We start from the raw sequence: 18476 nt of genomic DNA, 5'->3' as shown, positions 1-18476 counted from the left end.
CGCGGGTGAGCGCTGCCATCGGAGCGTCCCGACGAAGTCCCCGAACGCGACGACGAGCAGGAACAGGAAGATCCCGGCACAGGACGTCGAGATGCGGGTGCGCGCGCGCGACGCCTTCACGTTGATCATCATCTGACCGATGACGGCGCAATCGCCCATGCCTCCGATGATCCCCCTCGGTGATTGGCGTGCGAGAGCCGCCCGCATCGAGACCCCGGCACGAGTACCGGCCAGCACGAACTCCGCCCGCATCACCGCTCGGTCATCGACTCGGGCCGCCCGGCGAGGAGCCGCGCTTCGCTCTGGGGCCAGCCGCACTGTCGGACGGATGGATAGCATCGAGGCCGAGAGTCCTAACCGCCCTATGGCGGACGACGCCACGATGCCGCCGCCGAACGGGATCCGCCACCAGCACCGAAAGGCGACACACACATGGAGAAGGTCATCCTGGACTGCGATCCGGGGCACGACGACGCGATCGCCATCATGCTCGCCGCGGGGAACCCGGCGATCGACCTGCTCGGCATCACGACGGTCGCCGGCAACCAGACCATCGAGAAGGTCACGCGCAATGCCCTCTCGGTCTGTGCGGCCGCCGGCATCCACGTGCCTGTCGCACGCGGTGCGAGCGCTCCGCTCGTCGCCTCGCAGGTCGTCGCCGAAGACATCCACGGCGCCACCGGCCTTGACGGACCGGCGCTGCCAGAGCCGGCGTTCGCTCTCGATCCGCGGCACGCGGTCGACTTCATCATCGACACCGTGATGGCGCACGAGTCGAACACGGTGAACCTCGTGCCGGTCGGACCGCTGACGAACATCGCGCTCGCGATGCGCAAAGAGCCGCGGATCATCGAGCGGGTGAAGTCGGTCGTGCTCATGGGCGGCGCGCACACCCGCGGCAACATGACCCCGCATGCCGAGTTCAACATCTACGTCGATCCCGAAGCCGCCGAGGCTGCGTTCCGCGCGGACTGGAACGTGACAATGGTCGGCCTCGACCTCACCCACCAGGCGCTGGCGTCAGCGGAACTGCAGGCCAGGGTCCGCGCCATCGGCGGACCCGTCAGTGAGTTCGTCGGCGCCGTCTGGGACTTCGTCGGCGCCGCATACCGCGAGGTCTACGAGTTCGAGGCTCCGCCCGTGCACGACGCGTGCTGCGTCGCCGCCCTCATCGATCCGACGATCTTCACCACGGCGATGGCCGACGTGCGGGTCGAACTGCGCGGTGAGTGGACCAGGGGCACGACGGTCGTCAACTTCCGCGACGTGCCCGGCATGCATCACAGCAGCGGATCCGCCGAACGGCAGACCGACTTCCGCACCGCCGTCGCCCTGCAGCTGGACCAGCAGCGATTCGCCGACCAGGTGGTGGATGCCGTGGAGCGGCTGACCGCCAACCTCGCGAAGTGACGCGATGCCCGTCACCGTCCCAACCCACACCGCAGCCCAGGTGCGGGCCGCCGAGGCGCCGCTGCTCCAGGCCGGCGTTCCGCTCATGCGCCGCGCCGCACACGCCCTTGCCGGCGTGATCGCCGAGCAGCATCCGACCCGCCTGCTCTTCTCGCCGGCGCTGGAGACAACGGCGGCGATGCGCTGTTCGCCGCCGCGGAGGTCGCAGCGAACGGTACCGAGGTCGATGTGCTGCGCACCGCCGACCGCGTCCACGATGAGGCGCTCGCCGCAGCGACGGATGCCGGCGCGACGCTCATCGAGCTGGGCGATGTTGATGCGGCTGCGTACGACCTCGTCGTCGACGGCATCCTCGGAATCGGTGCCCGCGGCGGACTGCGCGGCCGCGCACGCGAGGTCGTCAGCACGTTGATGCCGGCCACCCCGCGCGTCATCGCGGTCGACCTGCCGAGCGGGCTCGATCCCGATTTGGGCGATGCGGGCGACATCGTGCTCCCCGCCACGACAACCGTCACCTTCGGAGCGGTCAAGGCGGGGCTCACCCGAGGCGAGGGGCCGGCGCTCAGCGGGCGCGTCGTGCTCGTGAGACTCGGCCTGGAACTCGCGGATGCTGTGGGCGAAGCATCCGTGGATGAGATCCGCTAGGGCTGACACTGCCCGCGCGCCATCAGGGTCGTCCCGACAAAGTCGCAGAAGCGAACACCGGTAGGAACAAGCAGACCCGTGAAGATCTTCAAGTGGGAGAGCGCGCCCCTGACGCCTTCACGTTGATCATCGTCTGACGCATCACCACGAAGCCCCTGTGCTGCCGAGGAATCGAACATCCGCGATTCCCTATAGCTAGAATGCGGGAGTATTCGAGGGGGAAGCATGGCACGTCGTAGAGGGTTCTTCGCTGAGGTTCAGCACCAGGCAAAGTTGTCGGAACAGCGCCAGCGGGCAGCGCAACGTCAGCATGATCAAGCCGTGCGGCAGGCGACTGCTGCGCAACGCGCAGCCGAGCGTGCGCAGCTCGCTGCGGAGCGCGCTTCAGAGCAAGACCGAAAGCGTCTTGAACGCGAGGCGGCGCAGGCTTACGCAGCGGCTCGCGTTGCGGAGGCTGAGGATATGACGACCGATCTCCACGCAAGGCTTGCGGAGTTGGATGGCCTGCTCGCCGCCACCCTCGAGGTCGACGACTTCGTGGACCTCGAGTCACTGCGGGTCGTGGTGCAGCACCCGCCGTTCCATCGCCCGGAGCTGCAGTATCCGCTTACGCCCCCGGCCCCAATCCCTGATCCGCCCCTCCCTGTAAAACGCGAGCCAGAGGCGGCGAAAGGTCTGTTTGGCCGCAAGCAGAAGCAAGAGCAGGCAGCCGCGGCCGCGGAAGAGCAGTACGCCGCCGACTACTGGGCCTGGAAAGCGATCTCTGACGCGCTCCCGGCGCAGCGTGCCGCTGCGCAGTCGCAGTATGAAGAAGCAGAGCGAAAGCGTCAGACGGAGCTGGCTGCCGCCGTTGAGCGCTACAAGCAGGAGTCCGCTGAGCGAGAGCGCGCAGCCGCCGAGCAGAACGAAGCGCTCGACCAACTGATCGCCGGTTTGGCTTATGGAACCGTTGACGCAGTCCAGGAATACATCTCGGTCGTCCTCGCGAATTCTGTGTATCCCGAATGGCTAACCATCTCCCACAGCGCAGACTTCGAGCCGAGCACCGCCGAACTCAAAATGCGGGTTGTCGTTCCTGGCCCGGACATCGTGCCGGCCGCGAAGCACTACAAATACGTCAAAGCGACCGATGAGATTTCGCCGGTTGCGGCAACGCAAAAGGAAACGAAGGATCGGTACGCCTCGATGGTGAACAACATTGCGTTGAGGTCGATTCACGAGGTCTTCGAAGCAGATCGTCGGTCGCTGATCCAGGCGATCAGTCTCGAGCTGGGCACAGAGACGATTAGCCCAGCAACCGGGCAGCCGACGTACGTGCCGTTTGTCGCGGTTGCGGTGAGCCGCGGAGAGTTCGAGAAGCTCGACCTTTCTGCCGTCGTCCCTCTCGCAACGCTTGAGCACCTCGGGGCCGCGGTGTCGAAGAACCCGCATGGCCTCACTCCGATATCGGCCGGCGGCGTGCGGCGTGCGCGATGACTGAAGGTCGCCCCGTTTTCAATCCGGCTCCTGGATGGCCCAAGCCGCCGGCAGGTTGGATTCCGCCTGCGGGCTGGACTCCCGACCCGAGCTGGCCTGAACCACCAACAGGTTGGCAGCTCTGGATTCCCGCCAACGATGATCCGCAGGCGGCTGCTGAGCCTGACGTCGATGCACTAAAGGAGGCGGCCGGGGGCACGCCTGCTCGCACTCGTGCCGAAGCGAGAGCTAGTGCGACTCGATCCACGCCGACCGGAGCCAGTCGTCAAGCGAATCCGGCCGCCACAGAGCCGGGGAGGATCGCGTACTTGGAAGCGGAGAACGCTTCGCTTCGTGCCCAGATCAGCGCATCAACATCTGGTGAATACGTAGAGCTCGATGATGCTCGGGTCCTTCAGGACGTCGGGATCTACCGGTACCACCACCCGCTCGAGTCGGCCGTCGCCTATCAAGACGAACTTCGGGATCTCGAGCGCGCCGTGGCCGGCGTCATAAGCTCTGGGCGCGCGATTGTGCGCTCCGAACTCTTCACGCTGAATAACTCCCTCTCGCAGGGACGTCGAATGACGGATGATCTCGCGAAGCTCATGCTGAGGGCGTATAACGCAGAGGCGGACAACGCCATCCGCACCCTACGCGCGGGCAACGTCGTGACTGCGAAGAAACGGCTGGATGCCTCGAAGAAGGCCATCGCGAAACTCGGGCAGTTAATGGAGATGCACATCAGCGACGAGTTCCATGAGTTGCGAGTGCGGGAGATCGAGTTGACCGCCGACTGGCTGATCAAGAAGCAGGAGGAGCGCGAAGCTGAGCGCGAGGAGCGCGCGCGGCTCCGTGAAGAGAAGCGAGTCGAGCGTGAACTCGCCGAGGAGCGCGCGCGCTTGGATAAGGAACGTTTGCACCTCGTCAACACTCTCGCGGCGCTGCAGCAGACTGGAGAAGTTGACGAGGCGCTCGTCGAACGCCTGGCAGCGATTGATGAAGCGATCGTTCAGAACGACTTCCGTGCGGCGAATATCCGCGCTGGTTACGTCTACGTCATCTCAAACCAAGGCGCGTTCGGAAAGAACGTCGTCAAGATCGGGTTGACTCGGCGGCTCGAACCGCGCGAGCGGATCTTTGAACTGGGCGGAGCATCCGTGCCCTTCCGGTTTGACACCCACGCTTTGTTCTTCTCTGAGGACGCTGTCACGCTCGAGGCGGACCTCCATCGGCACTTCGCTGACCGAGCGGTCAACCGGGCGAATGCGCGCAAGGAGTTCTTCTTTGCCACGCCGGCTGAGGTGCGCGAGGTCTTGCTAAGCAAAGTCGGCAACATCCTTGAATTCACCGACGAGGTTGATGCTACGGAGTATCGGCAATCAGTGGGGCTTTGGCCGGCACAGTGAGCAGGGGCCCTGGGCGCGAGCGACAGTCGATTCCTCTGATCACGCTTGCAGTCGTTTCGCTCATTTTGGCGGCTGTGTCCGTTGGTCAGGTGCTGCTCCCGTTCGATTCCCCTCGATCTCCCGCTTCGAGGCTTTCCGTTCAGCTCGTCACCGAAGATCCTGCTTCGACGGAGCTACTGATCACCCAGGACGTGACAGCCAGCGAGAACGGGCGGGTGGGCGAGCGCTTCACGGTCTACATTGCTGAAGAAGCTGGCGGGGCGGGAGTCTCGGAGATTGTAGTCGGATGGACGGGAGGGTCGGACGAGTGGATGTGCAATGTGTTTTCAACTCCGAATCCAGACTCGCGAAGCCCGATGGATTCAGATTTCGCGGCTTCTTATTCATGGGCCGTTGGCGGCGCATCCGAGATCGACAGGTTGTGGAGGCGGTGAGCGAAGCCCGGCTGCCGGGCGACCCTGCTCCAAGCTTCGCAACCGTGCGAAAGGCAGAGTTCAGCGTCGACGGGTCGGCGGTCGTGAGTGGTGTCGAATGCTCTCGCGAGACTGAGATCGAGTTCCGAGCGAATGCGCGCGTTGCTATCCGCCCCACGCTTCTGTTGATTGATCTGCCCGAGCTCAACCGGCACTCGATCGCCGTCCACTATGACCGCACCGCTGTCAATAGCCCTCGGCAATGGCGTATTGAAACGGGATCGGTTGACAACGCAGACGAGCCGGACGAAGTCGGCGCCTTTGTTACGTATCTCGGCGGCACCACGGCTGCGGGAAAGCTCGGAGACGACATAGTGTTTGCGGTTCCCGCTCGTGGGCAGTGGATAAATGTGTCCTTCGCGAGCCTGACTGTGTTGGTCAGCGCGCTACTCGGAATGGCACTGCAAGCCTGGTCGACCGGAACTCCCCTCTGCGTGCGGTCGCCGCCCAAGCGGGTCCCGCCAAGGACGACGCACCGCCCACGGTACTAAAAACCCCAGGCTCGCGAGTCGTCCTCGTTCTGTTGGGACTCCTCGGAGTAATGGCCTGGTGCGTTTCTCACGCGCGTGCTCGCCGCACCCGCTAGAAGCACCGAGGCACTGTTGTCGAGTCGCTACTCGAACCCGCCCGTCAACCTTCCATGCATCCGCCCACTGGTCACGTTCATCCCGACGATCTCAACCCTCTTCCCCACCGCCGCATACTTCGTCTCGATCGCATCCAGCGCTGCAACCGTCGACGCGTCCCACACATGCGACCCCGACAGGTCGATCACCACCCGCTCCGGATCGTCCGAGTACGAGAACAACGTCGTCAGGTCATTGCTCGACGCGAAGAACAGTTCGCCTTCCACGACATACGTCGCAGCATCCCCAGCATCCGACACCGTCCGAGTGACCGTCACGAAGTGCGCCACACGCCGCACGAACAGCACCGATGCGACCAGCACCCCGCCGACGACCCCGACCGCGAGGTTGTGGGTCAGCAGCACCAGCACGACAGTGGCGACCATCACGAACGTCTCGCTCTTCGGCATCCGCTTGAGGGTCGACGGGCGCACGCTGTGCCAGTCGAAGGCTCCGATCGCGACCATGATCATGACGGCGACCAACGCGGCCATCGGGATCGTGCCGACGAAGTCGCCGAAGACGACCACTAGCAGGAACAGGAAGATCCCGGCGCAGAACGTCGAAATGCGGGTGCGGGCCCCCGACGCCTTGACGTTGATCATCGTCTGACCGATCACCGCGCAACCGCCCATACCGCCGAAGATGCCCGACAGTACATTCGACACTCCCTGCGCCCACGCCTCGCGGCCCTTGCGCGAGTGCGTGTCGGTGATCTCGTCGACGAGCTTCGCGGTCAGCAGCGACTCCATCAGTCCGACCAGCGCCACCCCGAGCGCGAACGGGGCGATGATCGAGAACGTCTCCCACGTGAACGGCACGTTCGGGATGAACAGCGACGGCAGGCTTCGCGGCAGCTCGCCCTGATCCCCGACGGTCGGCACGGTGATCGCGAACGCCAGCACGACGCCTGTCACGATCACCACCGACACGAGCGGCGCCGGCACGACCTTGGTGATCTTCGGCATGACGACCATGACGACGATGCCCAGCGCCACCAGCGGATACACCAGCCACGGCACATCGATCAGCTGCGGGAACTGCGAGCTGAACACGAAGATCGCCAGCGCGTTCACGAACCCGACCATGACGCTGCGGGGGATGAACCGCATCAGCTTCGCGACGCCCAGCACCCCGAGGATCACCTGGAACACACCCGCGAGGATGACCGTCGCGATGAAGTAGTCGAGCCCATACGTCGGCGCGACCGGCGCGATCACGAGGGCGACAGCTCCGGTCGCCGCGGTGACCATCGCCGGACGCCCACCGAGGAACGCGATCGACACCGCCATGATGAACGAAGAGAACAGCCCCACCTTCGGATCGACGCCGGCGATCACCGAGAACGCGATCGCCTCGGGGATCAGCGCGAGCCCGACGACGAGTCCGGCCAGCACCTCGCGAGTGAGCATCCGCGGGTTCTTCAGTGCGGTCAGCACAGAGGGGTTCGCACGATAGCGGGCGCGGTCATCGACCGTCGTTGCAGACATGGGTGCTCCAGGGAAGGGCGCCTCGAGAATAGAGGCAGACGTTCCAGCGTAGAGCGGATGCCGGTGCCCGGCGGACTCAGCCGTTGTCGAGCACTCGCGTCGTGCCCGCGTCCGATCGGCTCACGCCACCGGCCGGTACCGCTGAACGACCACCCCCGACCGGAACTCTTGACGCTCGACGAGCTCGAGCTGCACCCGCGCACTCAACCCGGCCAACAGTGTCGGCCCGTGTCCGGCGATGACCGGATGCACGACGAACACGTACTCGTCGATGAGTCCCAGATCGGCCAGCGCGAGGGGAAGTTTCACGCCACCCACCGACAGCTCCCCGCCCGGCTGCTGCTTCAGCGCCCGGACGGCGTCGCCCAGATCGCCGTGAAGGAGCTCGGCGTTCCAGTCGACCTCGGTGAGGGTGCTCGATACGACGTATTTCTTCGTCCGATCGATGGCCTCGGCGAAGGGGATCTCCGAGTCGTCCATCCAGTCCGGCCACACGCCGTCGGCCAGACGCCGCCACGCCGCCTGCATCATCTCGTAGGTCACGCGGCCGTAGATCTCGGCATCCGACCGTTCCATCTCGTCGGTCCAGAAGTGCATCGACTCCTCGTCGGGCGGCATCCCCGCCTCATGATGCACGCACCCGTCAAGTGTCACGTTGATCCCGTACCGCAGTGGTCTCATCTCTTGCGCCTTCCCGCTGATCTCGGTGGATTCGCCCGCAGATGCCCGCTGACCTGCGTCATCACCCGGGCGAGCACCTCGACATCGGTCTCGTCGAGTGACGCGAACAGCAGACTCTGCACGGCCTCGATGTGCCCGGGGAACACCCTGGCCAGCACCGCACGACCCTCGGCCGTGATGGCGACGATCGTGCTCCGCTCATCTTCGGGCGAAGGAGCGCGCGTGACAAGACCCCGTTCCTCGAGCGACTGCGCCTGATACGTCAGTCCGCTGCGGCTGTAGACGACGCCGTCGGCGAGATCCGTCATCCGCTGGCTGCCATCAGGCGCATCCCCGAGGCGCGCGAGCAACTGGAACTGCACATAGCTGAGCTGCCCGACATCCTTCAGCTGCTTCTCGACCGCGTGCCGCAGCAGGCTGCTCACCTCGGTGAAGGCGAAGTAGGCCGCGAGCTCGGTCGGAGTGAGCCGAGGGGGTTGTGTGCTCATGAACCCAGTATACGTGTTGCTTCGAATTCGAAGCAGTGCTACGGTCATCATATTGCTTCGAATTCGAAGCACTTATGAAAGGAAAGATCATGAAGGCAGTACGGTTCCACGAAGTGGGCGGCCCCGAGGTTCTCCAGCTCGAAGACATCGAGCAGCCCACTCCCGCCGCGGGGCAGGTGCGGCTCCGCGTCGCGGCATCCGCCTTCAGCGCCGCCGACAACGGCATGCGGGCGGGCTTCCTTCCCATCCCGGTCGTGCTCCCGCACGTTCCGGGCTACGACGTCTCGGGCACGATCGACGCGATCGGCGACGGTGTCGAGGGGTTCGCGGTCGGTGATGCGGTCGTCGGCTTCCTGCCGATGGCCGAAGACGGAGGAGCGGCGGAATACGTCGTCGCGCCGGCCGACGCGATCGTCGCGGCGCCGACGAGTGTGCCGCTCGCGGACGCGGCCGCGTTCCCCTCGGTCGCCCTCACCGCCCGTCAGGCGCTCTTCGACGACGGACACCTCGAAGCAGGTCACCGTCTGCTCATCGTCGGCGCTGGCGGCGTCGTCGGAAAGTACGCGATCGCCCTGGCCAAGCGAGCGGGCGCATACGTGATCGCCACCGCCAGCCCTCGGAGCGCGGATGCCGTGCGCGCCGCCGGCGCGGACGAGATCATCGACCACACCGAAACCGGAGTGCTCGACGCGGTCTCGGATCAGGTCGATATGCTCCTCAACCTCGCGCCGATCGAACCGGACGAGTTCACCGCCCTGGTGCCCCTCGTCCGCGACGGCGGCGTCGTCGTGAGCACGACCGCCTGGATGCCGGCACCCGACGACGCCGACCGGAACGTGCGCTCTGTCGTCGTGTTCGTGCGCGGCGCCGAGAAGCTCGCCGAGCTCGTGTCGCTGGTCGACAGCGGCATGCTGCGGGTCGAGGTCACGCGCCGCATCCCGCTGACCGAACTGCCGGCCCTGCACGCGGAGGCCGCGGAAGGGCGCATCGTGGGCAAGGTGATCGTGCTGCCGTGACCGCGAGCGGGATGACCTTCGGCACATGTCCGCGAGCGCCACCCTCCGTATCGTCAGTGAGATGTGTGCGAATTGAAAGGAACATCATGCGAAAACTCATCGTTCAGCAATGGGTCACCGTCGACAACATCGCCGCCGAGGAGGACGGCGGACTCAGCTATGTGTCGGGTGAACCCTTCACCGAAACCGACCAGAGCGCCTTCAAGACCGAGATGATGCGCTTCATCGAGTCGGTTGACGTGATGATCCTCGGGGCGAACACCTATGCCCAGTCCGTCGGGTACTGGCCCTCCGCGACGGATCAGGGCGAGTACGGCCAGAAGCTCAACAACCTCACCAAGGTCGTCGCTTCCTCCACGCTTCGCGAAGCCCCGTGGGGAGACCACTCACCGGCGACCGTGACAGGCGACCCGAACGCCACGATCCGGGAGCTCAAGGAGCAGGACGGGAAAGACCTCTGGCTCTGGGGAAGTCTGCAGCTCATGCACTCTGTGATGAGTGCCGGTCTCATCGACGAAGTGCGCATGCTGGTGTGCGAGGCATCCCGCGGCAGTGGAACCCGTCTCTTCGAGCGTCGACACGATCTGAAGCTCCTCGAGGCCACCCCCTTTGATCATGGCGTCGTTCTGCTGCGTTACGCGATCAAGAACGGAGCCGTCGCGTGATGGATTGATACACGCTGAGGCGCTGTCGGCCTCCGGAGGTGAATTCCGAGACGGCCGACGGTAGTCCCGCTCAATCCTCGCTGGAGTGGAGGCCGCGCCGAGCGGACAGCACGGTGACCTCGGGATGCTGCTCGGAAACCAGTCGCTCCGCCTGATCCAGCACCTCGCCGACGTGCGAAGCGTGGGTCGCCACGACCGAGACGCCGATCATCGTCCGACGGTGAAGATCCTGTGCGCCGACCTCGGCGACGGCAGCTTCGGTCCGTCTGGAGAGGTCGGAGATCAGCGGCCGAATGATGCTGCGCTTCTCCTTCAACGAGTGCACATCGCCCAGCAGAACGTCGAACTCGATCCAGCCGATCCACATGTGATCAGTTTCGCACCGGGCATCGACTCGCACCGAGGAATGGCTGTCTTGTCAGAGCCGCGGCGTCCGCGGCGGCTCCGTGCGGCGGGGCGCGAGCGCTTCGAACGCCGCGGCGAGACGCAGCAGCGCCGTGTCGTCGTAGGCGCGACCCGCGAACGTCAGCCCCACCGGCATCCTCGTGTCGGCCATCGTCCCCATCGGCACGGTGACGGTCGGAATGCCGAGGTGCCGGATGGCGAGGTTGCCGTTCGCGACCCAGACCCCGTTGCGCCAGCCGGCATCCGCCGACGCCTCATTCACGTCCATGTCGGCCGCACCGACATCCGCGACAGCGGGGAAGACCACGGCGTCCAGTGCGAGGTCGGCCATCCACTCCTCGAGGTCGATGCGTCGCGTCTCCTCCAGGCCCCGCACGCCCTCGGCGAGGTCGGGAATGTCGGTGAGCTCGGCGCCGTCGTGCTCGCGCGCCCAGGCCGGGTACTGCTCGATGTGGTCGTCGAAGCCGTCGTACCGGTCGGGCAGGGCGCCCGCCGGCGCGGGGAAGATCCGTGCCCCGTCGACATCTGCCAGCCGATTCAGCGCGGGGTAGTTGTTGGCGCGCAGGAAGTCGTCCCACCCCCAGGCCGACAGGTCGACGATCTCTCGGTGCAGGAACGCGGGCGAGACGAGACCGCGTGTCGCGATCGTCGGCGCAGCGGGGCGATCGCCCTCGTACCGGGTGATCACCGGGAAGTCGACCACGACGACGGTCGCGCCCGCCGCCTCGAGATCACGCCGAGTCGCCTCCCACAGCGTGAGGATCGACGCCCGGGTCTCGATGCGCTGCCCGGTCGGACCACCGATGCCCGGCCACTCGGCCGTGCCGGCGTCAGGGTCGGCGTTGATGTACATCGCGGGAATGCCGATCCGGCGCCCACGGAGACCGTCCGGCTCGAGCCCCACGTAGGACTCCGGGCGGATCTCGGATGCCGGGGGAATGGCGACCCAGGGCTGGCGGCGCCAGAAGTCTCCACGGGTCTCGGCATCATCGGCGACGATGACGTCGAGCACCTCGAGCAGGTCTGCCATCGTGCGGGTGTGCGGCACGACGACATCCATCGTCGGCACCAGCGGCCAGTTGCCGCGCACCGAGATCACGCCCCGCGAGGGCGTATACGCGCACAGCGCGTTGTTCGACGCCGGACCGCGGCCGCTCGACCAGGTCTCCTCTCCCAGCCCGAACGCCGCGAAGCTCGCCGCCGTCGCCGTGCCCGAACCGTTCGACGACCCCGATGCGAACGGCGCCGTCAGAAATTCACTGTTGTACGGACTCTCCGCCCGACCGTACACACCGCGCTGCATGCCCCCGTTCGCCATCGGAGGCATGTTCGTCAGCCCCAGGCAGATCGCCCCACCCTCGCGCAGTCGCTCGATCGTGAACGCGTCGCGCTGCGCGACGAGGTCGGCGAACGCGGGACTCCCGGCCGCGGCGGTGAGCCCGCGGACGAGGTAGCTGTCCTTCGCCGTATACGGGATGCCGTCGAGCGGCCCGCGCACGTGGCCGGCGGCCCGACGCTCATCCGAGGCACGGGCCTCTTCACGCGCATCCGGATTGCGGACGACCACCGCGTTGAGAGCGGTCGCGGTGTCGGGGCCGTCGTACGCGTCGATGCGCGCCAGATACGCGTCGACGATCTCGACCGCCGTCGCCCGGCCGTCTTCCAGGGCGGAGCGCAGCTCGGCGATGCTCGCCTCGACGACGTCGATCATGACGCCCCCGAGACCACCGGCTGCGGCACCGTCGGCTGCAGTACTGTCGGCTGCTGCTGAGTGATGCAGTGGATGCCGCCGCCGCGGTCGAAGATCGGGCGCGCGTCGACCGTGACGACCCGGCGACCGGGATAGACGTCGGCGAGGATGTCGCGGGCTCGCGCGTCCGCGTCGGGCTCGCCGAAGCCGCAGGCGATGACGCCGTCGTTCACCACGAGGTGATTGACGTAGCTCCAGTCCACGAAGCCCTCGCTGTCTCGGAGCGTCGCTGGGGCGGGCAGGTCGATGACCTCGAGACGCCGGCCTGCGGCATCCGCCGACGCCGCCAGGTGCTCGCGCAGCTCGCGGGTGACGGCATGATCGGGATGCTGCCGATCGGCCTGCGTGTGCAGCAGAACGCGACCGGGCGCCGGGAAGGCGGCGACGATGTCGACGTGACCGTTGGTGCCGAACTCCTCGTAGTCGCGGGTCAGCCCGCGTGGCAGCCAGATCGCGGTCGTCGCGCCGAGCGTCCGTGCCATCTCGGACTCGACGCGGGCCCGGTCGGCGTAGGGATTGCGAGCGGGATCGAGCTGCACGGTCTCGGTCAGCAGCACCGTTCCCTCGCCGTCGACGTGGATGCCGCCGCCCTCGTTGACGAGCATCGAGCTGATCGGCTCGGCACCCGCCGCCTCGGCGACGATCCCGGCGATGGCAAACGAATCGTGCCACCGCGCCCACGGCCGTGCGCCCCAGCCGTTGAAGATCCAGTCGACCGCGCCCAGGACGCCCGGCCGATCCTCATCGAGCACGAACGTCGGGCCCATGTCGCGCATCCAGAACTCATCCAGCGGGGCCTCGAGCAGGTCGATGCCGCTGCCCAGCATCCGGCGCGCCCTGGTCACCTCTGTGGGGTCGACGACCATCGTCACCGGTTCGAACTCGGCGATCGCCAGGGCGGCAGCGGTCCAGGCGGCGTATCCCTCTTCGCGCAGCGCGTCGGTGTCGCCGAGGGTGAGCCCTTCGCGCGGGAAGGCCATCCAGATCCGGTCCTGCGGAGCGGTCTCCGCGGGCATCCGCCAATTCACTGCGTCTCCTTCTGCTGCCCCGCAGCTGTACGGCCGGGCTCTTCCTGCTCGCCCCGGTCGTGGACGGTGACCCCTCCGACGACGGTGCGGACGACGGTCGCCTCCAGCAGCTCCTCGACCGGACGGCTGAAGATGTCGCGGTCGAGCACGATGAAGTCCGCCCTCCGGCCCGCCTCGAGAGTGCCGAAGATCCGCTCTGCTCCGCACGCCCATGCGGCATCCCGAGTGGCGTGCTCGATCGCCTCGGCGAGCGGCAGCGCGAACGCGGGGATGTTGGCGGGCAGCGTCGGGTCGATCGCCGAGCGGCGAGTGGCCGCGATGAACATGTTGCGCAGCGGCGGATGCGGCGACGTCGGCGAATCGGTGCCGAAGGCGAGCGCGCCGCCCGCCTCGGTAACGAACGGCCAGGGGTAGCCGCGCTCGACGCGGTCGTCGCCCAGCATCGCGCGCCAGTTCTCCTGGATGGCGGGATCGCAGTGCACCGGCTGCATGGAGGCGACGATGCCGAGGGCGGCGAGGCGCTCGACGTCGGCCTGCTCGGCGATCTCGAGATGCTCGATGCGGTGCCGGCGCTCACGGGGACCGTTGACGGCGATCGCCCGCTCGACGGCGCCGATCGCGATGCGCACCGCCTCATCGCCGATCGCGTGCATCGCCACGCGGATGCCGAGGGCATCGGCCTCGACCACGACGGGGGCGAGCTCGCCCAGCGTCCAGATCGGATCGGCGCCGACGCCGGTGACGTACGGCCGGCTGACGGCGGCGGTGCAGCCGTCGATCGTGCCGTCGATCATCACCTTGATGCCGACGACGCGAAGCCGGTCGCTGACGTGCTGCCGGGCATGCTCGGCCGCGGTGCGCACCTGCGCGAGATTCTGCGCGACGTCGCCGGTCGGGGCGACGAACCAGTAGGCCGAGATGCGCGTGGTGAGCTCTCCCGCGGCTTCGGCCCGCGCCATGGCGGCGAGATCCACAGCATCGAGCGCCATGTCGGTCGTGGCGGTGACACCCGAGGCGCGGTAGTCGGTGAGCGCCTGACGCAGCGCCGTGTCGCGATCCTCGGCCGTGACGAAGTCGTCGAGGATCGGGTAGACGAGGCGGTGCATCGCGATCTCGTCGATGTAGCCGGTCGGCTCGCCCGTGGCATCCATGTGCACCGTTCCGCCGGGGGGCGACGCCGTCTCACGATCGATGCCGACCTCGGCGAGGGCGGCGGAGTTGAGCCAGACGGAATGGAAGTCGAAAGCCTGCGCATACACCGGACGGTCAGGCACGGCGGCATCCAGCATCTCCCGCGAGGGAAGGCCGCCGACGATGTCGTGACGCCAGCCGTGCGCACGAATGCGCGGCAGCTCGGGGTGCAGGGCTGCGAAGGCGGCGATGTCGCGTTGAATGTCGGCGAGGGAGGTCGCGCCCCACAGATCGACGTGCTGCGCCGACTCGCCGGTGTTGATGACGTGCGCGTGTCCGTCGACGAATCCCGGGAGCACGGTGGCGCCGGCGAGATCGATCGGTGTCACGTCGCCCGCCAGGCGGAGGGCGGTGTCGTCGTCGCCGACGTAGACGAGCGTGCCGTCCTGAACCACCAGGGCGGTGGCCCAGCGTCGCGCCGCCGCGGTGAACACCTTTCCTCCGACGTAGACCTCGGTCATCGGGTGGGTCCTTCCTGCGAGTGCCGCGGTGTCGGCGCCGGCGCCTGCGTCTGCGAGCCGGCGAGAGGCGTCTTGCGCAGCGCGAGATAGACGACCGCGGTGACCGCGATGCCCATCGGCACCGAGAGATCGACGTAGCCGAGAGCGATCGCGATCGGGCCGCTCCACACCTCGGTCGTGAGTCCCATCGCCGTCACGAGTGCGCCGAGCGTCACCGCCGTCATTCCGGGAACGCTCCAGCCGCCGGTGAACCAGAACCGCGAGGTGCGTGATTTGTCGAACAGCTCGACGCCGTCGTAGCGGCCTCGCCGCAGGAGCACATCGACGACGAAGATCATCATGGTCGGCGCCGAGACGATCACGACGAACTGCAGGATGAGGTTGACGGCACCGAGCAGGCTGGTCGACAGCACGAGGACGATCGTGAGGATCGTGCCCAGCACGCCGACGACCACCGCCGCCGGAACGCGGCGAATCGGCAGGCCGATCGCCTGCAGCGCCATGCTCGACGTGTACGTCGTCATCGCGTTGAGCGAGATGGTGTTGACGACGACGCCGACGACGAGGATCGGCCCGAGCCACGCGGGAAGGATGCCGATCAGCGCCTTCTCGATGCCCTCCGTCTGGATGGCCGCGCCGACCCCGGTGGCGACGAGAACCCCGATCGTGGTGAACAGGATGTTGGGGATGGCGCCGCCGAGAGCGGTCGCCGCGGCGATGTGCGAGGGCTTCGTGCTGCGAGGAAGATACCGGGCGAGGTCGGGGCTGTTGATGTAAGACAGCGGCGACGACGCCAGCAGGGTGAAACCGATCGTGATCGACGACCACAGCGCGGCGCCGGTCAACGGTTCCGGGTTGGCGTAGGAGAGGTCCGCATGCGGAAGGGCGAACGCCGCGACGAGGACGAAGATGCCGACGAGCACGAGTGACACGACGCCGTAGGTCTTGAGGATCAGGCCATGCCCGTACACGGCGACGAGGACCGTGATCGCCGAGATCACCAGGGTCACGACGATCGGCGTCCAGACGCTGTCGCCGATGCCGAGCCTGCCGACGAGGTCGGCCCCCAGGAATGACGAGCCGAGCCAGTTGAGGGCGAGGTAGACCGAGCCGATGAGCCACCCGACGAGAGCGACGATGAGGCGGTTGCCGATCACGCCGTAGATCGCCCGCGTGATCACCGAGCCGGAGGTTCCGGCGGCGGGGCCGCTGATCGCCACGATGCCGGGAAAGATCCAGAGGGTCGAGGAGATGAGGATGACGGTGACGGCCTGCCAGATCTCGAGACCGAGGAGGATCAGCGACGCCCCGATCGTGAAGTTCAGGATGCTGACGTTCGGCGCCGCCCACACCGCGAAGAGATCGCGTGCCCGGCCATGTCGCTCGGCGTCGCCGATGAGATCGATCCCGCGAGTCTCGATGCGCGTGGCGAAGTCGTCGGCCACGGTGTCCTGTGCCATGTTCACTCCCGTTCGGGTTCCGGCATCATCGCCGGTGGGGTGGAAACTGTTGGTCGTGCGACCAATAGGTTATTGGTCGCAAAACTAATAGCATGGCGGCATGGTGTCAACCCCGGATCGCCCGCGAACGCGCAAGAGCCCCGAGGCGCGGCGTGCCGAGATTCTCGACGCAGCGTCGGCCATCGCGCTCGCCGAAGGGCTGGAGCGCATCACCCTGCGCGCGGTGGCCGAGCGGCTCCATGTGCGGCCGGGGCTCGTCACCCACTACTTCCCCGTTGCGGAGGATCTAGTGGTCGCGGCCTTCGTGAGCGCCGCCTCGGAGCAGCGGGAACGGCTGTTCCGTGACGAGGGAAGCGCTCTTGCGCAGATCGCTCGGTTCGTCGCTCACGCCGACGGCGAGGCGGCGCGGCCGCTCGCTCGCCTCTGGCTCAACGCGCGGCACCTGAGCCGGTTCATCCCGGGGCTCGCCGCGGCGCTCGAAGAGCAGGAGAAGCTCGATGAGGCGCGGCTGCGGCAGGTCATCGAGACGGGGGTCGCCGACGGCGACGTGCCGCCGCAGGATGCCGCAGGCTCTGCCATCCGCATCCTGATGGCGCTCGACGGCAAGGGCGCCTACGCGAATGACCGCACGCCCTACACCGACGAGGTGTATCTGCGCTTCGTGACCGACTACGCCGAGTGGGCGCTCGGGCTGGAGCCAGGGCGTCTGCGCGAGCGCGACTAGCGACGCGTCCGCTCGGCACTCAGCCGCGCTCGCGCCACCCGATCCCGACGCCGGCGATCCTCCGCCCGGCCTCGTCCGCCGCGACCGGCTCACCGACATCGGCGCCCCACTCCAGCGACACCGCGGAGTGCACGATGGTGTCGGCATAGACGTGCACGAGGTTGTAGCCCTGCGCGGCATCCTGCCCCCGCGTCGCACCCGGCGGCTGCGCGAGATCCTGCCCGTACGCGCTCGACGACGCCACCGCGACCGGAATCCCCGCGAACGTGCCGAACGACGGGTGGTGCACGTGGCCGGAGAGAATCGCGCGCACATCCGACCCGCGCAGCACCGACGCGAGTCGCGGCTGGTCGCGAAGTTCCACCGTCACGGCGAGGTCGAGCACCGTCGGCAACGGCGGGTGGTGGATGAGCAGCAGCGTCCCCGCCGGGGCGGGTGTCGCCAGCTCGCGCCGCAGCCACGCCAGCTGATCCTCATCCAGCGCGCCCCAGTGCTCACCGGGCACGGTCGAGTCGACCACGATCACGCGCAGGTCGCCGAACCAGCGCACCTCGGTGATCGGCGCCTGCGATCCACCGGCACGGGGAACCCCGGCAGGAGCGCCGGACAGCCCCAACTCGGCCCGCATCGCCCCGCGGTCATCATGATTCCCGGCCGCCCACACCACCTCGCAGCCCAGCGCCTCGGCCGCCGGCTCTACCAGCTCGCGCAGCCGCTGGTACGCCGACGCATCGCCGCGGTCGGTCAGATCGCCCGTGAGCAGCAGCGCGTCGGGCTTCAGCCCGCTCGCCACCAAGCGATCGAGCATCAGCGACAGGTTGTGATCGGCATCCGCCCCGCTGCCGTACAGCGGCGACCGCTCGCCGGGCAGATGCGTATCGGAGATGTGCACGAAGGTGTGCGACGGGCGAGGGTGTTCGGTGAGGATCATGTCTCTTCCGGGTCAGCGAACGGTCGAACAAGAAGCAAGAATCAGACGGCGGCAGCCGTGGTGCCGGGCACGAGTACGCCGGAGAACGAGCGCCGCACCGTCTCACCGGTGTCGCCCGAGGTCAGCAGGCCCTGCATGGTCTCGACGGCGGCAGCGGCGACGTCTTCG

Annotated in this window: 16 protein-coding genes; 7 read left to right on the top strand and 9 right to left on the bottom strand. The window is 67.3% G+C overall.

Annotated features, from left to right (window positions below; translation table 11 throughout):
• Window positions 1-432 precede the first annotated feature (432 nt).
• The 4 genes from RIN18_RS14785 to RIN18_RS14770 all read left to right on the top strand — a co-directional run bounded on the left by RIN18_RS14785 (window position 433) and on the right by RIN18_RS14770 (window position 4919).
• Entirely contained in the window at window positions 433-1410 is a 978-nt protein-coding gene (locus RIN18_RS14785; protein ID WP_309104750.1) for a nucleoside hydrolase, read from the top strand.
• A 183-nt stretch (window positions 1411-1593) separates the two neighbouring features.
• On the top strand, window positions 1594-2055 hold the full coding sequence (locus RIN18_RS14780) for an NAD(P)H-hydrate epimerase (protein WP_309104764.1): 462 nt from the start codon (window positions 1594-1596) through the stop codon (window positions 2053-2055).
• Between the two features lie 462 nt (window positions 2056-2517).
• Entirely contained in the window at window positions 2518-3531 is a 1014-nt protein-coding gene (locus RIN18_RS14775) for a hypothetical protein (RefSeq protein WP_309104749.1), read from the top strand.
• Between the two features lie 308 nt (window positions 3532-3839).
• Window positions 3840-4919: a DUF4041 domain-containing protein gene (locus tag RIN18_RS14770; RefSeq protein ID WP_309104748.1), complete on the top strand. Its 1080-nt coding sequence runs from the start codon at window positions 3840-3842 to the stop codon at window positions 4917-4919.
• Between the two features lie 1086 nt (window positions 4920-6005).
• On the opposite strand, the gene RIN18_RS14765 is transcribed toward RIN18_RS14770, so the two are convergent.
• The 3 genes from RIN18_RS14765 to RIN18_RS14755 form a co-directional block, all read right to left on the bottom strand.
• Complete coding sequence (locus tag RIN18_RS14765) at window positions 6006-7508, bottom strand: SulP family inorganic anion transporter (protein ID WP_309104747.1); 1503 nt, start codon at window positions 7506-7508, stop codon at window positions 6006-6008.
• Window positions 7509-7628: 120 nt separating this feature from the next.
• Window positions 7629-8189 (bottom strand): dihydrofolate reductase family protein, encoded by a 561-nt coding sequence (locus RIN18_RS14760; RefSeq protein WP_309104746.1) that lies wholly within the window; start codon window positions 8187-8189, stop codon window positions 7629-7631.
• Entirely contained in the window at window positions 8186-8677 is a 492-nt protein-coding gene (locus RIN18_RS14755) for a MarR family winged helix-turn-helix transcriptional regulator (RefSeq protein ID WP_309104745.1), read from the bottom strand. The genes RIN18_RS14760 and RIN18_RS14755 overlap by 4 nt, the downstream gene beginning before the upstream one ends.
• A gap of 89 nt (window positions 8678-8766) precedes the next feature.
• On the opposite strand from RIN18_RS14755, the gene RIN18_RS14750 reads away from it, so the two are divergent.
• Window positions 8767-9693 (top strand): NADP-dependent oxidoreductase, encoded by a 927-nt coding sequence (locus RIN18_RS14750; protein ID WP_309104744.1) that lies wholly within the window; start codon window positions 8767-8769, stop codon window positions 9691-9693.
• Window positions 9694-9779: 86 nt separating this feature from the next.
• Window positions 9780-10358, top strand: a complete 579-nt coding sequence (locus tag RIN18_RS14745; RefSeq protein WP_309104743.1) for a dihydrofolate reductase family protein — start codon at window positions 9780-9782, stop codon at window positions 10356-10358.
• Between the two features lie 70 nt (window positions 10359-10428).
• On the opposite strand, the gene RIN18_RS14740 is transcribed toward RIN18_RS14745, so the two are convergent.
• Genes RIN18_RS14740 through RIN18_RS14720 form a run of 5 tightly spaced genes read right to left on the bottom strand, consistent with a single transcriptional unit; the run spans window position 10429 to window position 16653 of the window.
• A complete protein-coding gene (locus RIN18_RS14740) occupies window positions 10429-10725 on the bottom strand; it encodes a DUF503 domain-containing protein (protein WP_309104742.1) in 297 nt (98 codons plus the stop codon).
• Window positions 10726-10776: 51 nt separating this feature from the next.
• Complete coding sequence (locus RIN18_RS14735) at window positions 10777-12474, bottom strand: amidase (protein WP_309104741.1); 1698 nt, start codon at window positions 12472-12474, stop codon at window positions 10777-10779.
• Window positions 12471-13541 carry an agmatine deiminase family protein gene (locus RIN18_RS14730; protein WP_309104740.1) on the bottom strand — a complete coding sequence of 357 codons (1071 nt, stop codon included), beginning with the start codon at window positions 13539-13541 and terminating at the stop codon, window positions 12471-12473. The genes RIN18_RS14735 and RIN18_RS14730 overlap by 4 nt, the downstream gene beginning before the upstream one ends.
• Window positions 13538-15193, bottom strand: a complete 1656-nt coding sequence (locus RIN18_RS14725) for an amidohydrolase (RefSeq protein ID WP_309104739.1) — start codon at window positions 15191-15193, stop codon at window positions 13538-13540. Before RIN18_RS14725 ends, RIN18_RS14730 begins: the two co-directional genes overlap by 4 nt.
• Window positions 15190-16653 carry a cytosine permease gene (locus RIN18_RS14720; protein WP_309104738.1) on the bottom strand — a complete coding sequence of 488 codons (1464 nt, stop codon included), beginning with the start codon at window positions 16651-16653 and terminating at the stop codon, window positions 15190-15192. Before RIN18_RS14720 ends, RIN18_RS14725 begins: the two co-directional genes overlap by 4 nt.
• 100 nt (window positions 16654-16753) lie before the next feature.
• Between RIN18_RS14720 and RIN18_RS14715 the strand changes: the two genes are divergently transcribed.
• Entirely contained in the window at window positions 16754-17377 is a 624-nt protein-coding gene (locus RIN18_RS14715; RefSeq protein ID WP_309104737.1) for a TetR family transcriptional regulator, read from the top strand.
• A 19-nt stretch (window positions 17378-17396) separates the two neighbouring features.
• Here RIN18_RS14715 and RIN18_RS14710 read toward each other — a convergent pair whose 3' ends face one another.
• Window positions 17397-18308: a metallophosphoesterase gene (locus RIN18_RS14710; protein WP_309104736.1), complete on the bottom strand. Its 912-nt coding sequence runs from the start codon at window positions 18306-18308 to the stop codon at window positions 17397-17399.
• Window positions 18309-18476 lie beyond the last annotated feature (168 nt).

It is taken from the genome of Microbacterium sp., assembly GCF_031179285.1.
Taxonomy (GTDB): Bacteria; Actinomycetota; Actinomycetes; order Actinomycetales; family Microbacteriaceae; genus Microbacterium.
This window is presented reverse-complemented; position numbering and strand designations above follow the sequence as displayed.

What these genes read in the sequence shown, in the direction of transcription:
- RIN18_RS14785 (WP_309104750.1), top strand. Translation starts at nt 433, where the DNA reads ATGGAGAAGGTCATCCTGGACTGCGATCCGGGGCACGACGACGCGATC.
- RIN18_RS14775 (WP_309104749.1), top strand. Translation starts at nt 2,518, where the DNA reads ATGACGACCGATCTCCACGCAAGGCTTGCGGAGTTGGATGGCCTGCTC.
- RIN18_RS14765 (WP_309104747.1), bottom strand. Translation starts at nt 7,508, where the DNA reads ATGTCTGCAACGACGGTCGATGACCGCGCCCGCTATCGTGCGAACCCC.
- RIN18_RS14760 (WP_309104746.1), bottom strand. Translation starts at nt 8,189, where the DNA reads ATGAGACCACTGCGGTACGGGATCAACGTGACACTTGACGGGTGCGTG.
- RIN18_RS14755 (WP_309104745.1), bottom strand. Translation starts at nt 8,677, where the DNA reads ATGAGCACACAACCCCCTCGGCTCACTCCGACCGAGCTCGCGGCCTAC.
- RIN18_RS14750 (WP_309104744.1), top strand. Translation starts at nt 8,767, where the DNA reads ATGAAGGCAGTACGGTTCCACGAAGTGGGCGGCCCCGAGGTTCTCCAG.
- RIN18_RS14745 (WP_309104743.1), top strand. Translation starts at nt 9,780, where the DNA reads ATGCGAAAACTCATCGTTCAGCAATGGGTCACCGTCGACAACATCGCC.
- RIN18_RS14740 (WP_309104742.1), bottom strand. Translation starts at nt 10,725, where the DNA reads ATGTGGATCGGCTGGATCGAGTTCGACGTTCTGCTGGGCGATGTGCAC.
- RIN18_RS14735 (WP_309104741.1), bottom strand. Translation starts at nt 12,474, where the DNA reads ATGATCGACGTCGTCGAGGCGAGCATCGCCGAGCTGCGCTCCGCCCTG.
- RIN18_RS14725 (WP_309104739.1), bottom strand. Translation starts at nt 15,193, where the DNA reads ATGACCGAGGTCTACGTCGGAGGAAAGGTGTTCACCGCGGCGGCGCGA.
- RIN18_RS14720 (WP_309104738.1), bottom strand. Translation starts at nt 16,653, where the DNA reads ATGGCACAGGACACCGTGGCCGACGACTTCGCCACGCGCATCGAGACT.
- RIN18_RS14715 (WP_309104737.1), top strand. Translation starts at nt 16,754, where the DNA reads ATGGTGTCAACCCCGGATCGCCCGCGAACGCGCAAGAGCCCCGAGGCG.
- RIN18_RS14710 (WP_309104736.1), bottom strand. Translation starts at nt 18,308, where the DNA reads ATGATCCTCACCGAACACCCTCGCCCGTCGCACACCTTCGTGCACATC.